Source organism: Rhizobium sp. RAF36 (assembly GCF_052114105.1).
Classification (GTDB): Bacteria; Pseudomonadota; Alphaproteobacteria; order Rhizobiales; family Rhizobiaceae; genus Rhizobium.
Map to the genome: position 1 here is coordinate 534,692 of NZ_JBFREC010000004.1, position 17,609 is coordinate 552,300.

21 protein-coding genes are annotated in these 17,609 nt (G+C 62.0%); 6 read left to right on the forward strand and 15 right to left on the reverse strand.

Annotated features, from left to right (window positions below):
- Positions 1 to 140: 140 nt before the first annotated feature.
- Positions 141 to 1,973, forward strand: a complete 1,833-nt coding sequence (locus AB4Z25_RS17730) for an ABC transporter ATP-binding protein (RefSeq protein ID WP_442208734.1) — start codon at positions 141 to 143, stop codon at positions 1,971 to 1,973.
- Here the strand turns inward: AB4Z25_RS17730 and AB4Z25_RS17735 are convergent.
- The 3 genes from AB4Z25_RS17735 to AB4Z25_RS17745 all read right to left on the reverse strand — a co-directional run bounded on the left by AB4Z25_RS17735 (position 1,970) and on the right by AB4Z25_RS17745 (position 2,990).
- A complete protein-coding gene (locus AB4Z25_RS17735; protein WP_442208735.1) occupies positions 1,970 to 2,395 on the reverse strand; it encodes a type II toxin-antitoxin system VapC family toxin in 426 nt (141 codons plus the stop codon). The two genes, AB4Z25_RS17730 and AB4Z25_RS17735, sit on opposite strands and share 4 nt — an antisense overlap.
- Complete coding sequence (locus AB4Z25_RS17740; RefSeq protein WP_442208736.1) at positions 2,396 to 2,638, reverse strand: type II toxin-antitoxin system Phd/YefM family antitoxin; 243 nt, start codon at positions 2,636 to 2,638, stop codon at positions 2,396 to 2,398.
- Between the two features lie 133 nt (positions 2,639 to 2,771).
- On the reverse strand, positions 2,772 to 2,990 hold the full coding sequence (locus AB4Z25_RS17745; RefSeq protein WP_112388425.1) for a hypothetical protein: 219 nt from the start codon (positions 2,988 to 2,990) through the stop codon (positions 2,772 to 2,774).
- Positions 2,991 to 3,117: 127 nt separating this feature from the next.
- Here AB4Z25_RS17745 and AB4Z25_RS17750 point away from each other — a divergent pair, with 127 nt between their 5' ends.
- Complete coding sequence (locus AB4Z25_RS17750; protein WP_442208737.1) at positions 3,118 to 3,741, forward strand: TetR/AcrR family transcriptional regulator; 624 nt, start codon at positions 3,118 to 3,120, stop codon at positions 3,739 to 3,741.
- A 72-nt stretch (positions 3,742 to 3,813) separates the two neighbouring features.
- Positions 3,814 to 4,002, forward strand: coding sequence for a hypothetical protein (locus AB4Z25_RS17755; RefSeq protein WP_112514810.1), 189 nt, complete (start codon positions 3,814 to 3,816; stop codon positions 4,000 to 4,002).
- Here the strand turns inward: AB4Z25_RS17755 and AB4Z25_RS17760 are convergent.
- Together AB4Z25_RS17760 and AB4Z25_RS17765 are read right to left on the reverse strand one after the other, a co-directional pair.
- Positions 3,999 to 4,436: a DUF1810 domain-containing protein gene (locus AB4Z25_RS17760; protein WP_442208738.1), complete on the reverse strand. Its 438-nt coding sequence runs from the start codon at positions 4,434 to 4,436 to the stop codon at positions 3,999 to 4,001. The two genes, AB4Z25_RS17755 and AB4Z25_RS17760, sit on opposite strands and share 4 nt — an antisense overlap.
- 60 nt (positions 4,437 to 4,496) lie before the next feature.
- A complete protein-coding gene (locus AB4Z25_RS17765) occupies positions 4,497 to 4,772 on the reverse strand; it encodes a hypothetical protein (RefSeq protein ID WP_442208739.1) in 276 nt (91 codons plus the stop codon).
- A 234-nt stretch (positions 4,773 to 5,006) separates the two neighbouring features.
- On the opposite strand from AB4Z25_RS17765, the gene AB4Z25_RS17770 reads away from it, so the two are divergent.
- The 3 genes from AB4Z25_RS17770 to AB4Z25_RS17780 are packed head-to-tail and all read left to right on the forward strand — an operon-like array spanning position 5,007 to position 8,086.
- Positions 5,007 to 6,374 carry an amidase gene (locus AB4Z25_RS17770; RefSeq protein ID WP_442208740.1) on the forward strand — a complete coding sequence of 456 codons (1,368 nt, stop codon included), beginning with the start codon at positions 5,007 to 5,009 and terminating at the stop codon, positions 6,372 to 6,374.
- Between the two features lie 38 nt (positions 6,375 to 6,412).
- On the forward strand, positions 6,413 to 7,270 hold the full coding sequence (locus AB4Z25_RS17775; protein WP_442208741.1) for a sugar phosphate isomerase/epimerase family protein: 858 nt from the start codon (positions 6,413 to 6,415) through the stop codon (positions 7,268 to 7,270).
- 18 nt (positions 7,271 to 7,288) lie between these two features.
- Positions 7,289 to 8,086, forward strand: a complete 798-nt coding sequence (locus AB4Z25_RS17780; RefSeq protein ID WP_442208742.1) for an HpcH/HpaI aldolase family protein — start codon at positions 7,289 to 7,291, stop codon at positions 8,084 to 8,086.
- On the opposite strand, the gene AB4Z25_RS17785 is transcribed toward AB4Z25_RS17780, so the two are convergent.
- The 10 genes from AB4Z25_RS17785 to AB4Z25_RS17830 all read right to left on the reverse strand — a co-directional run bounded on the left by AB4Z25_RS17785 (position 8,083) and on the right by AB4Z25_RS17830 (position 17,593).
- Positions 8,083 to 8,760: a spermidine synthase gene (locus tag AB4Z25_RS17785; RefSeq protein ID WP_442208743.1), complete on the reverse strand. Its 678-nt coding sequence runs from the start codon at positions 8,758 to 8,760 to the stop codon at positions 8,083 to 8,085. The genes AB4Z25_RS17780 and AB4Z25_RS17785 overlap by 4 nt on opposite strands.
- Before the next feature lie 51 nt (positions 8,761 to 8,811).
- Positions 8,812 to 9,711: an ABC transporter ATP-binding protein gene (locus AB4Z25_RS17790; RefSeq protein WP_112596727.1), complete on the reverse strand. Its 900-nt coding sequence runs from the start codon at positions 9,709 to 9,711 to the stop codon at positions 8,812 to 8,814.
- Complete coding sequence (locus tag AB4Z25_RS17795) at positions 9,708 to 10,511, reverse strand: ABC transporter ATP-binding protein (protein ID WP_442208744.1); 804 nt, start codon at positions 10,509 to 10,511, stop codon at positions 9,708 to 9,710. Before AB4Z25_RS17795 ends, AB4Z25_RS17790 begins: the two co-directional genes overlap by 4 nt.
- Entirely contained in the window at positions 10,508 to 11,386 is an 879-nt protein-coding gene (locus AB4Z25_RS17800) for an ABC transporter permease (RefSeq protein WP_442208789.1), read from the reverse strand. The genes AB4Z25_RS17795 and AB4Z25_RS17800 overlap by 4 nt, the downstream gene beginning before the upstream one ends.
- A gap of 13 nt (positions 11,387 to 11,399) precedes the next feature.
- Entirely contained in the window at positions 11,400 to 12,377 is a 978-nt protein-coding gene (locus AB4Z25_RS17805) for an ABC transporter permease (RefSeq protein WP_112388413.1), read from the reverse strand.
- 55 nt (positions 12,378 to 12,432) lie between these two features.
- The gene (locus tag AB4Z25_RS17810; RefSeq protein WP_442208745.1) at positions 12,433 to 14,082 is read right to left on the reverse strand and encodes an ABC transporter substrate-binding protein; all 1,650 of its coding nucleotides are present in this window, start codon (positions 14,080 to 14,082) and stop codon (positions 12,433 to 12,435) included.
- A 39-nt stretch (positions 14,083 to 14,121) separates the two neighbouring features.
- Entirely contained in the window at positions 14,122 to 15,144 is a 1,023-nt protein-coding gene (locus tag AB4Z25_RS17815) for a glycoside hydrolase family 3 N-terminal domain-containing protein (protein WP_442208746.1), read from the reverse strand.
- Between the two features lie 21 nt (positions 15,145 to 15,165).
- Complete coding sequence (locus AB4Z25_RS17820; RefSeq protein WP_442208747.1) at positions 15,166 to 15,648, reverse strand: GNAT family N-acetyltransferase; 483 nt, start codon at positions 15,646 to 15,648, stop codon at positions 15,166 to 15,168.
- Positions 15,649 to 15,832: 184 nt separating this feature from the next.
- The gene (locus AB4Z25_RS17825; protein ID WP_442208748.1) at positions 15,833 to 16,474 is read right to left on the reverse strand and encodes a ThuA domain-containing protein; all 642 of its coding nucleotides are present in this window, start codon (positions 16,472 to 16,474) and stop codon (positions 15,833 to 15,835) included.
- An 18-nt stretch (positions 16,475 to 16,492) separates the two neighbouring features.
- Positions 16,493 to 17,593: a Gfo/Idh/MocA family protein gene (locus tag AB4Z25_RS17830; protein WP_442208749.1), complete on the reverse strand. Its 1,101-nt coding sequence runs from the start codon at positions 17,591 to 17,593 to the stop codon at positions 16,493 to 16,495.
- Positions 17,594 to 17,609 lie beyond the last annotated feature (16 nt).

Consider the following 17,609-nt stretch of genomic DNA (forward strand, 5'->3'; position numbering starts at 1 on the left):
GCGGCAGTGCGTGAAGCCCCTCCCCCTTGTGGGGAGGGGTTGGGGAGGGGATCTTACATAAACCCCTCCCGCCTGCCGGCCACCCTCCCCACAAGGAGGAGGGTTAAGACTGCGGGACGCAACGGAACGAAGGGACGATCATGATCGCGGAAGCTCAGAAAAGACAGGCCACAGATCCGGTCCTCTCCGTCCGCAACCTGACGACATCGTTTCTGGTCGATGGCGCCTGGAAGCCTGTGGTGCGAGACGTTTCCTTCGATGTCGCGCCCGGGGAGACGGTGGCTATCGTCGGCGAAAGCGGTTCCGGCAAGAGCGTTACCTCGCTGTCGATCATGCGGTTGCTGCAGGCGGATTCGAGCCGTATCGAAGGCAAGATCATGCTTGGCGGGCGTGATCTCCTTGCTCTTCCCGAAGAGGATATGCGCAAGGTTCGCGGCAATGACGTCGCGATGATCTTCCAAGAGCCGATGACGAGCCTCAACCCGCTCTTCACCATCGGCGACCAGATTTCCGAGGCGCTGCTCTGCCACAGGCCGATGTCGAAGGCGGATGCGCGCGCCGAGACGATCCGCCTTCTGGAGAAGGTGCGCATTCCCTCAGCGGCCTCGCGCTTTGACGAATATCCGCACCGCTTCTCCGGCGGCATGCGCCAGCGCGTGATGATCGCCATGGCGCTCGCTTCGCGCCCGAAGCTCTTGATCGCCGACGAGCCGACGACGGCACTCGACGTGACGATCCAGGGCCAGATCCTCGATCTCATCAAGATGCTGCAGGAGGAGCAGGGCACGTCGGTTCTCTTCATCACCCACGACATGGGCGTCGTTGCCGAAATCGCCGACCGGACCGTCGTCATGTATCGCGGCGAGCAGGTGGAAACCGGCGAGACCGCCGATATCTTTCATCGCGGCAAGCACCCCTATACGCGGGCGCTGCTATCGGCCGTGCCCGTCCTTGGCTCGATGCAGAACTACGAGCGGCCGCTGCGCTTTCCCGTCGTCAACACGGCGACCGGCGAGTCGGATATTCCGGTGCAGACCGCAGATACGGTCGCAGCCACAGCGCGCCCGGTGCTGGAGGTCAAGAACCTCACCAAGCGTTTCGACATTCACTCCGGTCTTTTCGGCAAGCTGACTGGCCGCGTTCACGCCGTCGAAAACGTCTCCTTCGATCTTCACGCCGGCGAGACCTTGTCGCTGGTCGGCGAATCCGGTTGCGGAAAATCGACCACCGGGCGGGCGATCATGCGGTTGATCGAAGCGCAGAGTGGTTCTGTCATCGCCGACGGCAAGGATGTGCTGGCGCTCGACAAGTCGGGCATGCGCGAGATGCGCAAGATCGTTCAGATGATCTTCCAGGACCCCTTCGCCAGCCTCAACCCGCGCATCCGTGTCGGCGATGCGATTGCCGAGCCTTATCTCGAACACAAGATGGGAACGGCAAAGCAGGCAAAAGAACGCGTTGCCGATCTCCTGACCAAGGTCGGGCTCACGCCAGATATGGCCTCGCGTTTCCCGCATGAATTCTCCGGCGGCCAGCGCCAGCGTATCTGCATCGCCCGGGCGCTTGCCCTCGAACCGAAGGTGATCGTTGCCGACGAAAGCGTCTCGGCCCTCGACGTCTCGATCAAGGCACAGGTCATCAACCTGATGCTCGACCTGCAGCAGAGCCTGAACCTCGCCTTCCTGTTCATCTCCCACGACATGGCCGTCGTCGAGCGCGTCAGCCATCGCGTCGCGGTCATGTATCTCGGTGAAATCGTCGAGATCGGCCCGCGCGCGGCGGTCTTCGGAAATCCGCAGCACGACTACACGCGAAAGCTGATGGCCGCAGTCCCCGTGCCCGATCCCGACCGCAGGAGCGAGAAACGGGCGGTGGCGAATGACGAGATCAAGAGCCCGATCCGGCCGGTCAATTATGCGATCAAGCCGCTGGAATACCGGGAAGTGTCACCGGGGCATTTGGTGGCGGTCTAGATCAGCCGCGCGGGGATCTCGAGTGCGGCGCCTGCTTCCGCCAGGCGGCGGTCCAGCGTTACGAGTTGCGCGCGCGTTTCCTCGGCCAAAGCGAGGTGCAGTGCGTCACCGGCCCCCAGGTCGACGTTTCGCTGGGCGGCAAGTTTCGCCGCAAGGGCAAAGTGGCGTCTTTCGACGGCAACCAGCTCGAAGGTTTCGTGCACCAAACCCTCGAAAACCTGCTGGATCTCCGCGTGATATTGGCTGCTCAGCTGCCCGGCGCGAATTTTCAGCGCGATCGCCGACGAAAACTCGGTCAGCGTCCAATCGCTGACAACCACGCGGCTCGTGTTCACCGCGTCCCACAAAAAGGCGCTGGTCCGTTCGCTTGAATCGTCGTTGACCAGCGCGGCGATAATGACGGACGTGTCGAGATAGAACATTCAGTACCGTTCGCTGTTGCGCATGCTGCGGATGAAAGTGCCGGAAACGACGCTCTGCTTCGGCTGCGCCTGGCGCAATGCCCGCAACGCTTCGAGGTCGATCGGTGTCTTGGGTTTCCTGATCGGCACGATTTCGGCCACCGGCTTGCCGTATTTCAGAATTTGCACGGTTTCGCCTGCCTCGACGCGTTCGACGAGTTCGCTGAACTGCGCCTTCACGTCTTCAAGATTAACCTGCGTCATCGCCGCACCTTCATGAGTCTCGAGAGGGTCATATTACCGGAGAGAGGTGAGGGGCAAGCGCAAAAAACAGCGAAAGCCGCCGCGTGGGGGATCGCGGCGGCTTTCGCACGGGGGCAGGGAAGGTCCCCGGATGTCAACCGAAGCAGCAAACCGTAGACGGATTTGCGGAGGCCCGGTTGGCGATGGCGTTGATGAAATTGCCGACCTTGGAGGTGTTCGGCTCGCGTTTGCGGGCGGCCGTCTCCAGGAGTTGCTTGAAGTCTTCAAGCTTCACGCCGTCGGCGCGCATCACCATGGCGATCAGCGGGTCGCGAAGAGCTTCGGAAATGGTCAAATCTATGGCCTTTGTCATGGTAGTCCTCCTTTCGTGGGCGGTCGCCCGTGTTCCGCTGCCGCAGCCTGCCCTCTCGGCATTGACTTTCGCGATCGGCGGTGTTACCGGTAAGTAACAATGCATTTGTTACCGATCGGTCACATCGATGTCAAGGACTTCGTCCTCAAAAAAATCAGAAACTTCGAATGAAATCTCCCAAGGCATGACGGACGAAAAGATCCCCCCGCGGGAGCGTATCGTCTCGACGGCGTCGGAGCTTTTCCGCGAGCATGGCATCCGCGGCATCGGCGTCGATGCCATTGCGGATGCGGCTCTTACCAACAAGATGACGCTCTACAGGCACTTCGGCTCCAAGGACGAGCTGATCTGCGAAACGCTGCGGCGCGCCTCTGAAAAGGCGGAGCAGATCTGGCGTGATCTCGAAGCCGCTCATCCGGATAATCCGCGTGCCCAGCTCGATGCCTGGGTCGAAGGCCGCGCGCACTGTCTGAACGGCGAGCCGGCGGGCTGCGATCTTGCCAATGCGGCGATCGAGCTCAAGGGCGAGGGCCATCCGGCCTATGGCGTCATCGAGCGCCACAAGGCCGATCAGCGTCAGCGCCTCGTCGCGCTTTGCGCCGCAGCCGGCGCCAGCGAGCCGCAGCTTTTGGCCGATACGCTCACTCTGCTTCTCGAAGGTGCGCGCGTGACGCGCCAGTCGATGGGCAGCGATGGCTGCTGCAGCCATTTCGCCAAAGCGGCAAGTGCTGCCGTCGCCTCCTATTGCTGAAGCACACCGCCGTGGAACCTCCGCGGCGGCGAGGCGTTACCTTCCTGGTCAGGAAGAACCCGTGGCAGTGATATGAACTACACCTATCTCCATCGTCTGTATGCCAAGCGCGCCGAGCTGGAAGCCAAGCTCGAGCTGCATGAGGCGCGCGACTGCTTCGGCGACGAGGAGGTAGAAGACGGTACCGAAGCGGATCTGCGGCAGCGCCTCAGCGAAGTCACCCAGGAAATCGACAATCTGGAACATTCGCCGGGCGGCTAACTTGCAGCGTCCAGAAGCTCGACAGTCCGCTTGTCGAACTCGCCCTCGTAATATTTGTCGATCGCCCGGTGAAAGGCCGAGCCATGGTCGCTGATCGCGGCAAACAGGGTGAGCGACGAGCGGAACTTCAGATCATCCGGCGACCCGAGAATGTCATGAGCGCTCCGGCCATCCGCCGCCAGCGTCGCATCGACGCAGCGAAGCAACCTGGTTCCAAGGATCGGATCGGCGAGATAGGCGGCAGCTTCCGCGGCAGAGCGGATGGCGTATTTCTCCGCCATCGATGAAGTTCCAAGTCCTGCGATCTGCGGAAAGATGAACCACATCCAGTGCGATCGCTTGCGGCCCGCCTTCAGCTCGGACAGAGCCTGGCCATAAATGCCGTTTTGTGCGTCGATGAAACGATCGAGATCGTAGTTCAGGTCACTGGACATGGGGCGCCTCCCTTTGCGGGGAACATATGGGAGGCGGCGTGGATTTCCATCGTGCTGCCGTCAGCAGCCTCTTTCAGCGTAGGGGCTATATTCGCGGCACGCATCCAGATGGTGGTGAGCGTGCGGAACGGCGGTGACGGGCGCTGCAATTGCCGAGGTCGTCACGGGATCGGTTGCGACAGGTGTGGTGAAGTGGCCGGTGAGGCCGACGATCGCAAGAAGCGCGATCGCTGATACGACGACGAGCCGCTCGATGCCTGAAAGCCTCTGGGCCTTCACATGTTCGGCATAATCCTGCTCGCCGTCGCCGGCGCTAAAACTGTCAAAATTGGTCATGGCATGAAACTCCGAGTATCGCCGCGAGACCTGCCATGAGCTAACCGCTCACAGCCGGTGGGAGCCCGCGTGCGCCACACATTTATGTAGCCGCCTCATTGAATTTAAGCCGTCGCTCAGCAAACGCTGTGTTCAGAAAATGGTATCAATAGACGTTATTGCCCAATCCGGTACTGGCGATGAGCGGCGATCCGCGATAGTTCTTTGACCCAGCAGAGATTGCGGATTTTTTCCATGACCAAATCATATGGCGCAATGTCCATTGCGCAGCTTTCTGTCCTTATTCAAAGTGGTGAAGCGGATCCTGTCGCGGTGACGGAATCGATCCTCGACGGTATCAAATCCTATCCGGATCAGACGATTTTCCTCGAACTGACCGGGGAGCGCGCCCTTTCGGAAGCCAAGGCGTCGGCCGAGCGCCTGAGGCAGGGCCGGTCGCTCGGCGTGCTCGATGGCATCCCGATTGCCTGGAAGGATCTCTTCGATATCGAGGGCATGCCGACGACGGCGGGCTCGACCGTTCTGTCCGATGCGCCGGCGGCAAAGAGCGATGCGGCTATCGTCACGGCGCTGAGGCAGGCGGGGATGATCGCCGTCGGCCGCACCAATATGAGCGAATTCGCTTTCTCCGGCCTCGGCATCAATCCGCACTACGGCACCCCGCACAACCCGCACGGCAAGGACCAACCGCGCATTCCGGGCGGCTCGTCTTCGGGTGCGGGCGCTGCCGTCGCTGCAGGCCTCGTGCCGGTTGCCATGGGCACCGATACCGGCGGGTCGGTGCGCATTCCGGCAGCGCTGAACGGCATCACCGGCTACAAGGCGACCCACGGCCGTTACGCCATGGATGGGGTCTTCCCATTGTCCGGGAACCTGGATTCGCTTGGCCCGCTCTGCCGCACGGTACAGGATGCCGTGTGGGTGGACGCGGCAATGCGCGGCCGGACTTCGTCCGAGATCACCCGGCGCCCGATCGAAGGTCTTGAAGTCGTCATCCCCGAGAATGTCGTATTCGACGGTGCCGAGCCCGGTGTTGTCGCCGCCTTCGAAGCCACGGTCGAGCGGCTGAGCCGCAAGGGCGTCCGCTTTACGCGCATCAAGATGCCAGTCTTCGACGAGATTTTCGCGTTGATGGCAAGATATGGTGCGCTTGTCACCGCAGAGGCCTTTGCCCTGCACCGCGAGCGTCTGGCGGGGCCGGAAGCGGCGCGGATGGACCATCGCGTCGTCATGCGCACCCGGCTCGGCGAGCGCACGACCACTGCCGATTATATCGCCATCCTGGCTGAACGACGGCGGATGATCGCGGAGAGCGAGGCGCTGATCGACGGCCGGTTGCTTGCCTTCCCGGCAGTCGCCCACGTCGCCCCGCCGATCGCGCCGCTGGACGGCGATGACGAGCTCTTCATCGCCGTCAACGGCAAGACCCTGCGCAACACGCTCATCGGCAATTTCCTCGACTGGTGCGGCGTCTCGATGCCCTGCGGCCGCGGCGATGCGGATATGCCGGTCGGCTTCCTGCTGTCGGCGCCTGCCAACTGCGACGAAGCGCTGCTTTCGGCGGCGCTCGCGATCGAGCCGGTGGTGCAGGAGGGGTTCTGAGCGGCCCGAAAGTTATCTGAAATCGGAGGAGTAAGATAATGACGTCATTGCCGAACGGCCGCTTCGCGGTCTCCACCTGGTCGCTGCACCGGCTTCTTGGGCCGACCTATCCCTACAGCCCGGATCCGGCAAAGAGCGCCGCGCGCCAAGAGCCGTACGGGGCAGGCGGGGCATCGCTGATCGAACTGCCGAAGCAGCTTGCCGAGCGCGGCATCCACCGCCTCGAAGTCTGCTCCTTCCATCTGCCGAGCCTCGATCCGGCCTATCTCGCCGAGTTCCGTGCCGCGATGAAGGCGTCGGGTATCCTGTTCCAGACGCTGCTCGTCGAAGACGGCGATCCGAGCCATCCTGAAAACGGCGAGCGCGATATCCGCTGGATTGCCGGCTGGATCGAGATCGCGAAGGCGCTCGGCGCCGAGAACATGCGCGTAATCGCAGGCAAGCAGAAGCCATCGGAAGACAACCTGCAGCGGGCGTTGACGAACCTGAAATGGCTGGCCGCGCAGGCTGAGGGAAGCGGTGTTCGCGTCGTTCTCGAGAATTGGTTCGACCTGCTGCCGGCACCCAAGGAGATGAACTGGCTGCTCGACGGTCTCAAGGGCAAGATCGGCCTCAACGGCGACCTCGGCAACTGGGCAGCGCCGGCGAAATATGCCGGTCTAGCGGATATCATGGGCCGCGCCGAGCTTTGCCACGCCAAGGCCGATTACAATGCCTCCGGCCTCGACTCGGAAGACTACGGCAAGTGCCTGGAGGCCAGCCGATCGGCGGATTACGCCGGGCCGTTCACGCTGATCTATGACTCGCCCTTCTTCGCGGACGAGTGGGATGGCATCCTTTTGCAGAAGGCCTTCATCGAGGACTTCTTGGACACGCGCCAACGCGCAATCGCTTGAAATGCAAGGAGACATGACATGAGCGCCCCATCGGCTATCGACGGCTTCGCAGCAAGGATCAAAAAGGGCGGCCACGGCGGTCTGGTTTCCGCCTGGATCGGCATTCCCTCGCCGCTGATGGTCAATCATCTGGCGCAGGAGGATTTCGATACGCTCGTCCTCGACATGCAGCATGGCATGTGGGACCTCGGCACAGCGGCGGCGACCGTCTCGCAGATCAGGGCGGCGGGGAAGCCGGCGCTGGCGCGCATTCCGGTCGGTGATTTTGCGGCTGCCTCGCGCCTGCTCGATGCCGGTTTTTCCGGGATCATTGCGCCGATGGTGAACTCCAAGGCAGATGCCGAAGCACTGGTCAGTTTCACCAAATATCCGCCGCTCGGTGAGCGCAGCTGGGGACCGACTCTGGCCCTGAACCACACGGGCATTTCGGCCAGCGATTATCTGAAGACCGCAAACGATCTGACCGTGACGATCGCCATGGTCGAGACCCGCGCCGCACTCGCTGCCGTTGATGACATTCTTGGCGTTGAGGGTATCGACGGCATTTTCGTTGGCCCTTCGGATCTCTCGATCGCGCTGTCCAACGGTGCGAAGGTTGCACCGGATACGCCCGAGATCGACAAGGAGCTGTCGCATGTGATCGCCCGCTGCCGGGCGCACAAGAAGTTCGTCTGTGCCTTCGGCAGCGACGGGGCGCGGGCCGGCGAAATGCTGACACTCGGCTGCGATCTGGTGATCGCGGCGGGCGATTCCACGCAGCTGCGCAACGGCGCGGCCCACGAGATCGCGGCCGCCCGCAAGGGCTTCAAGGCTTAACGGCTAGGCTTCACGGCCAGCCAGATAACGTGACGCGCGCCGCGGCCCTTGCCGGCGCGCGTACTCACCGCTTCGGTGGCAAAGCCGCCATCCTTGAGACGGCGAGTAAAGCTGCTGTCCGGTCCTGACGACCAGACGGCCAGCACGCCGCCACCGCGCAGTGCCGCCTTGGCCGCACTGATGCCGCCAAAATCGTAGAGCCTGTCGTTTGATTTGCGGGTCAGCCCGTCGGGGCCATTGTCGACATCAAGCAGGATCGCATCGAAACCGGCCTTCGCAGCGCGGATCGCTTCGCCGACATCGCCCTCGAAAATCGTTACGCGCGGATCATCCAGGCATCCCTTGAACACCTCGGCCATCGGCCCGCGGGCCCAGGCGACGACGGCCGGAACCAGCTCGGCGACGACGACTTCGGCATCACCGGGCAGAACGGCGAGCGCCGCCCGCAGCGTGAAACCCATGCCGAGGCCGCCGATCAGCACCTTCGGCCGCTTGTGGCTCTTGATGCGCTCGTAGGAGAGGGTGGCGAGAGCTTCTTCGGAGCCGCTGAGACGGCTGTTCATCAGCTCGTTGGCGCCGAGCATGATGGAAAATTCCGAGCCGCGCTGCTTGAGCCGCAGGTCGCCGCCGTCGCCGGGGATTGTTGCCTTGTCGAGTTCGATCCAGGGGAGCATGCCGTTTCGCCTTCCGTTCGGCCGCTCCCCTAGCACAAGCGATAAATGAAGTCACAGGCTGCGGGCAAAATGTCCCGGCGATGCTTCGATGATGGTGTCCTGGGTGGCGGCAGCCGCCTTGCGGATGCCATCGACCTCTTCCGGCTTCAGCCGCGTCTTCGGATCGTCGAAGCGGACATCCGGATCCGGGACAGCCGACAGCAGCAGCCGGGTATAGGGATGGATCGGATTGTCGATCACCTCTGAAGTCGGTCCCCATTCGACGATCTGGCCGGAATACATGACGGCGATATCCTCAGCGACGTAGCGGGCGGTCGCGATATCGTGGGTGATGTAGAGAAGGCCGAGATTCATCTGTTGCTTCATCTCGTTCAGCAGATTGAGGACGCCGAGGCGTACCGAGACGTCGAGCATCGAGGTCGGCTCGTCCGCCACGATGATCTCGGGCTTTGCAGCAAGCGCACGCGCAATGTTGACGCGCTGGCGCTGGCCGCCGGAGAGCTCGTGCGGATATTTCGGGGCGACGAGATCGGGGTCAAGGCGCACGCGCTCGAGCAGCTCGCGCACCGTTGCCTCGATCGCCGACGCCTTGATGTCGGGACGGTGCAGCTTGAGCGGCCGTGTCAGATGATAGGCGATCGTATGCGCAGGGTTCAGCGAGGCGAACGGATCCTGAAAGATCATCTGCACCGAACGCCGGTAGTCGGCGATTTCAGCGCGGCCCGCAGCTTCGACCGGCCTGCCCTTGTAGAGGATCTGGCCCGAGGTCGGCGCATATTCGCGCATCGCCATGCGGGCGCATGTCGTCTTGCCGCTACCGGATTCGCCGACCAGCGCCAGGGCGCGGCCGGGGTGGAGCGCAAACGAGATCGACCGTGCGGCATGCACCGTCGAGCTGCCGTGTCCGAACGTCTTGTCGACCTTGTCGAGAGAGAGGATCGCTTCGCTCATGCGAGCACGCCTCCATGCAATGAGGGGAAGGAGGCCCAGAGCTTCTTCGTATAGTCGTGCTGCGGGTTCTTGTAGATTTCTTCGGCGCTGTTCTGCTCGACGAGCTTGCCCGCCAGCATGATGCCGATGCGGTCGCAGAACTGCACCATCAGTCCGAGGTCATGGGTGATGAACAGCACCGAGAAGCCGAACTGGCGGCGCAGCTCGTTGATACGCTGCAGGATTTCGCGCTGGACGACGACGTCGAGCGCTGTCGTCGGCTCATCCATCACAACGAGCTTCGGATCTAACGCCATGCAGATGGCAATGACGATGCGCTGGCGCATGCCGCCGGAAAACTGATGCGGATAGTTGCGCATCCGGTCCGGGGCGATATCGACGAGCTTCAGCATCTCGGCCGCCCGTTCGCGCGCCTGCGCCTTGGTCATTCCTTTGTGCTTCTTCAGCACGTCATAGAACTGGTCCTCGATGCGCAGAACCGGGTTAAGCGAATTCATCGCGCTCTGAAAGACCATGGCGACTTCGCGCCAGCGGAAGGCTGCCAGAGCCTGCGGGTCGAGGTCGAGAACCTCGCGGCCGGCAAGCAGAATCTCGCTGCCCTTGCGGATCAGTGCCGGCGGCTTGTGCAGACGGCTGATGGCAAAGGCGATGGTGCTCTTGCCGCAGCCGGATTCACCGGCAAGGCCGAAGACTTCGCCGGGTGCTACATCGAAGCTCACATTGTCGACAGCGCGGAAATCCTTTTCCTCGCCGATATAGTCGATGGTCAGATTCTTGACCGACAGCAGAGGCTGGCTCACAGGCGGCCCTCCCCGGTGCGGATCAATGTCTTCCAGCGGCCGAGCTGACCACCGGTGCGAAGCCGCGGATTGGCGACCTCGTCGACGGCGAAATTCAGCAGCGACATGCCGATGCCGAGCAGCGCCAGTGCGAAGCAGGGCGTCAGGATGTCCCACCAGGCGCCGACCGAGAGCGCGGATGCCTTTTGTGCGTTATAGAGCATGGCTCCCCATGAAACGGCTCGGGGATCGCCGAGACCGAGGAATTCCAGCGTCGCTTCGGTGATGATCGCGAAGATGACGCTGCCGATGAAATTGATGCCGACGATCGAGATGACGTTCGGGAAGATCTCGAACAGCATGATGCGCCATTGCGGCTCGCCCATCGTTTCTGCCGATTTGACGAAATCCTTCTGCTTGACCGACAGCGTCTCGGCGCGGGTGACGCGCGCGCCCCAGGCCCAGGATGTTCCGCCGAGGATCAGCGCGATGACGAGCGGGCTTGCCTGGCCGATGAAGGCGGCTAGCACGAGCAGCAGCGGCAGGTTCGGGACGACGAGCACCATATTGGTGAAGAAGCTGATGACCTCGTCTGTCTTGCCGCCGCGATAGCCAGCGATGATCCCGAGCGCCGTGCCGACGATGGTGATCAGCAGGCCGGCGCCGAAGCCGACAGCGAGCGAGGTGCGGGCGCCGTAGATCAGCCGCGAAAACACGTCCTGGCCGATGCGCGTCGTGCCGAGCAGATGATCGAGCGACGGCGCCTGATGCGGACGGCCGGTGCGCGCCGTCGGATCATATTGCGTGATCAAAGGCGCGGCGATCGCCACGATGATGATGAAGAGAATGATGGCAACGCCGACGAGTGCCTTGCGATTGCGCAGCAGGCCGGAAATGAGGGTCTTCATGTCACGCTCCCTTCAATCGCGGATCAAGCAGCACGTAGCTGACATCGACGATGAAATTGGCGACCAGCATGGTGGTGGTCATGATCAGGAGCTGTCCCTGGATAACGGGGTAATCGCGGGCGAGGATTGCCTGGTAGAGAATGTTGCCGAGGCCGGGATAGTTATAGACCACCTCCGTGACCAGCGATCCGCCGAGGATGGTGCCGATGGCGATGGCGAGCGACGAGACGGTCGGCAGCAGCGCGTTCCGCGCGGCATACCAAATCATCACGTGCCGGTCAGAAAGACCCTTGGCGCGCGCCATGACGATATAGTCCTCGCCGAGTAGGTTGATCATGTTGTTGCGCATGGTCACGGCAAAGCCGCCGGTCATGACGGCGCAGAGCGTGATCATCGGCAACACGGCATGATAAAGCACACTGCCGATATACTGCAGCGTGAAGGCCGGATCGAGCGACGGATCAGCAGCATAACCGTTCGGAAACCAGCCGAGCGTGAAGCCGAAGATGAAGACGACGATCAGCGAAGTGACGACGGCCGGAACCGAGGTCGCGAAGATCGCCACGACCGAGACGATGACGTCGAAAGCACTGCCACGGCGCCAGGCGGCGAGGATGCCGAGGAAGCTGCCGATGGTGAAGCTGATGACCGTCGCGGTGCCCATCAGGCCGACGGTCCAGACGAGGGCATGACCGAGAACCGAGGTGACCGGCAACGGGAAATACTTGACCGAGCGGCCGAGATCACCGGTGAAGATACTGCCGAGATAGGTCAGATATTGCTGCCACAGCGGCCCGTCCACGAAACCGAAAGTCAGCTTCAATGCCTGCAGGCTCTCCGGCGGCAGTTCGGCGCCGGCGCTCGAGAACATGATCTGCACCGGGTCACCCGGCATCAGGCGCGGCAGGAAGAAATTGATCGTTGCCGCCGCGATGAAGGCTGCCAAGTAGAAAGCCAGGCGGCGTAGCAGGAAAGCCATGGAAACTCCGTGAAACCGGGAGCGGCTGAGGGGAGCCGCTCCCGAGGGTCCGTGCTTACTTTACCGGCTCGAGAGCGAGCAGGTTCAGAAGGCGAGCGGGGTTGGTGCGCGAGATGGACGGATTGACGAAGGGGTTCTCCTTGGTCGACCAGCCGGTGAAGCGCTTGGTGTTGTACTGATACCAGTTCGGGTTGTTGAAGACCGGGATCATCGGCAGATTTTCAGCAACGATGCGCTGGGCCTTGTTCATCGCTTCCTTCTGCTTGCCGAGATCGGCAGTCTGCGTGAACTGGGTGACGAGAGTCTCGACCTCAGGATTGAACCAGCGCTGCGCCGTGAAGCGCGTCTTGCCCTTGTCCGACGCGCTGAAGGCGCGCTTGTAGGGATAGTAGGGCGACGACGAGGCCGGCAGGCTGTTGATCGCGGCGTCGAACTTGCCTTCGATCAAGTCAGAGGTCCAGACGGCTTCTTCCGGGGTCTCGATCTTGGCGTCGATGCCGACGGCCTGCATGCCTTCGATGGCGATGTTGACGGTGTCGATCCAGTCGGTCCAGGAGTTCGGCACGATGATCGTGAAGGAGATCTTCGAACCGTCAGGATTGTCGCGGAAACCGTCGCCATCCTTGTCCTTGTAGCCGGCCTCGTCGAGAAGCGCCTTGGCGGCGTCGGCGTCATAGGCTGCCGACTTGCCGAAATCGGCCTTCACGGACGGGTCCGCCCAGCTCTTGTAGAGCTCGCCCATCAGGCCGGGATCTTCGTTCAGCGTCGGATAGCCGTAGCCTGCGACGTCGATCATCGTCTTGCGGTCCAGCGACATGGAGATCGCGCGGCGGAACTTGACGTCGTTGAAGGCCTTCTTGTTGCTCTCGTTGGCGGTTTCCTGGTTGAACAGGAAGGCCACCATGCTGCTCGGCGAATACCAGTAGTGATAGTGATCAGGGTCCTTCGAGACATAGACATTGTCGATATCGGGAATGAAGGAAACGCCCCAGTCGAGCGTACCGTCAGCGGTCGCCGTCAGGATCTGGTTGTTGTCGGCGAGCTGCGGGAAGCGCATGCAGTCGACCTTCAGGTGCTCGGCATCCCAGTAGTTCGGGTTGCGGCACTGGTCGTAGGTCTGGCCGGTGAAGCGCGGAACTTCGGTCAGCGGGCCGCTGCCGACAGGGGTTTCGTTGGCGAAGGTGACCGGATCGGCAACGTCCTTCCAGACGTGCTCGGGAACGATCGGCAGCTGCGACAGCTGTTCGGCAGCGAGCGAGCTCGGGTCCTTCAGCGTGAAGCGGACGGTCTGGCCGTCGACGGCTTCAACGCCGGTGATGAAGCTCCAGATGCTGACGAAATCGAGCGCCGGGAATTTCTTGAGATATTCGTAGGTGAACTTGACGTCGGCAGCCGTCAGCGGCTTGCCGTCCGACCACTTGAGGCCCGAGCGCAGCTTGAACTCGATCGTCTTCAGATCGTCGGACTGCTTGAAGCTTTCGGCCAGGCGGAAGACCGGCTTGTTGCTGTCGAAGCGGTTGAAGATCACCAGCGGCTCATAGATGAAGTCGAGCGTCGACTGGCGCGACGAGGTCTGGTTGAACGGGTTGAAGTTGCGAACCCAGGTCGTCGCCGGTTCGATGTTGGCGGTCAAAACGGTTTGCGCCATGGCGGTGCCGGACAGCAGTGACAGAGCTGTTGCGGCGGCGAATATGTATTTTTTCACTTTATTCCCCTTGGTTGGTTGCTTCGCGAACCGGGCTGGTCAGGCGGCCAGCACGGTCTTGAACATGTCCTCGACTTCCGCATGTGCAGCGCGGACGTCGATCTTGAGATTGCCGAGGCGGGCTTTGCCGGCCTCGATACGGGCAAGTGCTGCATCCGTCAGCGGGCGGGCGGCCTTGGCGGCTGCTTCGCTTTCCGGAATGTCACCGTGGCTGTGAAGCGCGATGTCGAAACCGGCGTCGAGCACCTGCTTGACGCGTTCCGGCATGGTGCCCTGCAGCGATTCCATGAAGATGCAGTCGGAGATCAGCACGCCCTCGTAGCCCATATCCTTGCGGATCACGTCATGCATGGCCGGCGAGATGGAGGCGGGCAGTTCCTTGTCGTAGGCGGTATAGACGACGTGGGCGACCATGGCCCACGGCGTATCCTTCAGCGCCACGAAGGGCTTGAAATCGGTGGCTTCGAGCGTCTCGCGCGATGCATCGACGACCGGGCGCTCCTTGTGGGAATCGAGCGTCGCGCGGCCGTGGCCCGGAATGTGCTTCATGACGGGCATGTTGCCGGTTTCGAGCAGGCCATCGACGACCTCGCGGCCGAGGGCCGCGATGATGTCGGGATCGGCACCGAACGAGCGGGCGCCGATGACGGCGCTCGTGGTCGGGAAGACCAGGTCGAGAACCGGCGAGCAGCCGCTCGTGAGACCGAGCTCGGCCATCATCGCGCCCATGGCCTGGGAGGAAAGGCGAAGAGCACGCTTGGCGAGTTCGAGATCGCGTTGAGCGAGCTCGGCAAAGGCGCCGAAGCTGCGGAAGAGCGGCCATGGACCGGCATCCAGATGCTGGACGCGTCCGCCTTCCTGGTCGGTGAAAACAGGCGCATCGTCACGGCCGACGGCCTCGCGGAAGCGTTCGATCAGCACCTTGACCTCGCCAGGGGTCTTCAGATTACGGCGGCCGACGAACAGACCAAGCGGATTGGTTTCGCGAAACAGCGCGAACTCGTCGTCCGACAGGGTCGGGTTGGGCATGCCGACGAAAAGGGCGAGGGGGGTCTTGGACACTCTTTATGCTCCGGTATCAGTTCAGGTCTTCGGCTTGCTTCTGAGCATGCCTTCGTAGATGCCCTTGTCGGGCGCGGGGATGGGTACGGCGCCAGCGGTCTTGGCGTAGAAATCGACCGGGCCTGCGTCGCCGATGAAGGCATAGGCGTGGCCAAGCGTCTTCATCGTCTGAAGGCAGGCGGAAAAGAGGGCGAGGCCGATGCCCTTGCCGCGGGCTTCAGGTGCCACGCCGGTCGGGCCGAAGAAGCCGCGTGCCGTGGTGTCGTAGCAGGCAAAGCCGAGAAGCTTGCCGCCATCGACGGCGATCAGACAGGCATTGGGCTGGCGGGAAAACGCCACGGTGACTTCGCTCGCCCAGTTCTCGCTGAAATGCTCGCGAACCCAGGAGGTGACGACATGCATTTCCGGCGGCAGAGCAGGACGGATGGTGACACCGGTTTCATCGGCCTTTAATCTCAGTCCGTCGAGCGTCTTCGAATATAGGTTTACCAGCAGGTCGGGCACCTGTCGTCCTCCAATATTCCGTTATTACGGAATGTATCCCCTTTTAATGACATAGACTTCGTCGTTTCGATCCTGGATGTCAACAGGGAATCTGGGGGAGGACAGAACGCCGCGCAGGGGGCGGCAGAACGCAAATAGCCCGGCGCTGCGCCGGGCTATCCAAGGCTCTTGCAAGATCAGTGATTTAGCGTGCTGCCCAATTGGCTCCGCGGCGGAAGATGGTCTTCATTTCAGGTACACTGAATTCCTTGGCCTGATGGCCGAGCGAGGAATAGAAGACGCGGCCCTTGCCATATTTGCGCTTCCAGACAACGGGCATCACGACGCCGTCGATCCAGTAGGCATGGTCGCCGGTGAAGGTCGTCGTCGCCAGCACTTCGTTCGACGGGTCGACATGCATGTAATATTGCTCCGACGTGTAGGGGAAATCGACGATCCCCTCCATCACAGGATCATCGGGCCTGGCGATGTTGACCTTATAGTCGATGATATTGCCCGGGTGGGCGACCCACTGGCCGCCGATCATGAACTGGTATTCGACGCACTCGCGAAAGCTGTCGCCTGCGCCGCCGTGGTAACCGGCGATGCCGACGCCGTTTTCGACGGCTGCTGCCAGGTTCTTGATCTCTTCCTTTTCGATCTTCGACATGGTGACGATCGGCACGACGAGGCTGAGATCGTGCACGGAAGGGTCGGCGAAGGCTTCGGTACTATGCTCGACATAGACCTTGAAGCCATCCTCCTCCAGCATGTCCTTGATGATGACGGCGCATTCCTGCGGCTCGTGGCCGCTCCATCCGCCCCAGACGATCAGTGCTTCACGCATGCATATTCCTCCTGAAAATTACTTGGCCAGCCGCCCGTCGACGAGCGATTCCGAAAGCGGCGCGGGCCGCTCCGTGGCCGTGGTGATGGTGACCGTGCGGCCGCTCTCGGACGCGGTCTGGAAGGCCTCCATGACCTCGAGCACATGCAGCGCCAGGCTGCCATTGGCGCGATGCGGCCGGTTCGAGCGGATCGCATGGGCAAGGTCGGCGACGCCGATTGAGCGGTAGTTGCCATCGGCATAGGGTGAGGTCAGTTCCTGCGCCTCGAAGCTGCCGCCCTTCTTGAGGAACTGCACTTCGCCGCCGAAATGGTTCGGATCGGGGACGATCAATGTGCCCTCGGTGCCATAGAGTTCAAGCGGCACATGCTTGTGGCCGGCAACATCGAAGCTCATGCCGATCTGCACGACAGCGCCATTGGCAAAGGCCATGACGCCGGCCACATGCGTTGGCACATGAACCGGGATCTTCTCGCCGTTGCGCGGTTCGCTGGTGATGACACGTTCCTTGCGCGGTGCCACGGCGAAACCGGCAACCTGCGCGACCGGGCCGAACAGATTGACGAGATCGGTGATGTAATAAGGCCCCATATCGAGCATCGGTCCGCCGCCGACTTCATAATAGAAGGCCGGATTCGGGTGCCAGCGCTCATGGCCCGGGCACATGAAGGTCGCGGTGCCGCCAACCGGCTGGCCGATGACACCTTGGTCGACAAGAGTCCGCGCCGTCTGGTGGCCGCCACCGAGAAATGTATCGGGTGCTGCGCCGATGCGGAGATTCTTCGCCTTGGCGGCTTCCGCCAATTTTTTCCCTTCCGCGAAATTAATGCCGAGCGGCTTTTCGGAATAGGTGTGCTTTCCCGCGTCCAGAGCCTGCAGGCCAACGGCGACATGGGCCTTCGGCACCGTCAGGTTGACGATGATCTCGATCTTGGGATCGGCGAAAAGCTCATCGATATTCTTTGCCGGAACGTTGAATTCCGCCGCTTTCGCATCCGCCAGGTCGCGGTTCAGGTCTGCCACGCCCCGGATGTCGAGGATCGGGAAGGAAGACATCGCCTTCAGGTAGGCGCCCGAAATATTGCCGCATCCGATGATGCCGATACCGACTTTTTCCATAAATTCCTCCCGAGAT

Bases quoted from the DNA above. Each gene is read 5' to 3' on its own strand.
- AB4Z25_RS17825 (WP_442208748.1), bottom strand. From the start codon at position 16,474: ATGCGTGAAGCACTGATCGTCTGGGGCGGATGGAGCGGCCACGAGCCG.
- AB4Z25_RS17750 (WP_442208737.1), top strand. From the start codon at position 3,118: ATGTCAAGGACTTCGTCCTCAAAAAAATCAGAAACTTCGAATGAAATC.
- AB4Z25_RS17785 (WP_442208743.1), bottom strand. From the start codon at position 8,760: ATGCTCCCCTGGATCGAACTCGACAAGGCAACAATCCCCGGCGACGGC.
- AB4Z25_RS17740 (WP_442208736.1), bottom strand. From the start codon at position 2,638: ATGACGCAGGTTAATCTTGAAGACGTGAAGGCGCAGTTCAGCGAACTC.
- AB4Z25_RS17730 (WP_442208734.1), top strand. From the start codon at position 141: ATGATCGCGGAAGCTCAGAAAAGACAGGCCACAGATCCGGTCCTCTCC.
- AB4Z25_RS17790 (WP_112596727.1), bottom strand. From the start codon at position 9,711: ATGAGCGAAGCGATCCTCTCTCTCGACAAGGTCGACAAGACGTTCGGA.
- AB4Z25_RS17745 (WP_112388425.1), bottom strand. From the start codon at position 2,990: ATGACAAAGGCCATAGATTTGACCATTTCCGAAGCTCTTCGCGACCCG.
- AB4Z25_RS17805 (WP_112388413.1), bottom strand. From the start codon at position 12,377: ATGGCTTTCCTGCTACGCCGCCTGGCTTTCTACTTGGCAGCCTTCATC.
- AB4Z25_RS17760 (WP_442208738.1), bottom strand. From the start codon at position 4,436: ATGTCCAGTGACCTGAACTACGATCTCGATCGTTTCATCGACGCACAA.
- AB4Z25_RS17830 (WP_442208749.1), bottom strand. From the start codon at position 17,593: ATGGAAAAAGTCGGTATCGGCATCATCGGATGCGGCAATATTTCGGGC.
- AB4Z25_RS17735 (WP_442208735.1), bottom strand. From the start codon at position 2,395: ATGTTCTATCTCGACACGTCCGTCATTATCGCCGCGCTGGTCAACGAC.
- AB4Z25_RS17775 (WP_442208741.1), top strand. From the start codon at position 6,413: ATGACGTCATTGCCGAACGGCCGCTTCGCGGTCTCCACCTGGTCGCTG.
- AB4Z25_RS17755 (WP_112514810.1), top strand. From the start codon at position 3,814: ATGAACTACACCTATCTCCATCGTCTGTATGCCAAGCGCGCCGAGCTG.
- AB4Z25_RS17770 (WP_442208740.1), top strand. From the start codon at position 5,007: ATGACCAAATCATATGGCGCAATGTCCATTGCGCAGCTTTCTGTCCTT.
- AB4Z25_RS17780 (WP_442208742.1), top strand. From the start codon at position 7,289: ATGAGCGCCCCATCGGCTATCGACGGCTTCGCAGCAAGGATCAAAAAG.
- AB4Z25_RS17765 (WP_442208739.1), bottom strand. From the start codon at position 4,772: ATGACCAATTTTGACAGTTTTAGCGCCGGCGACGGCGAGCAGGATTAT.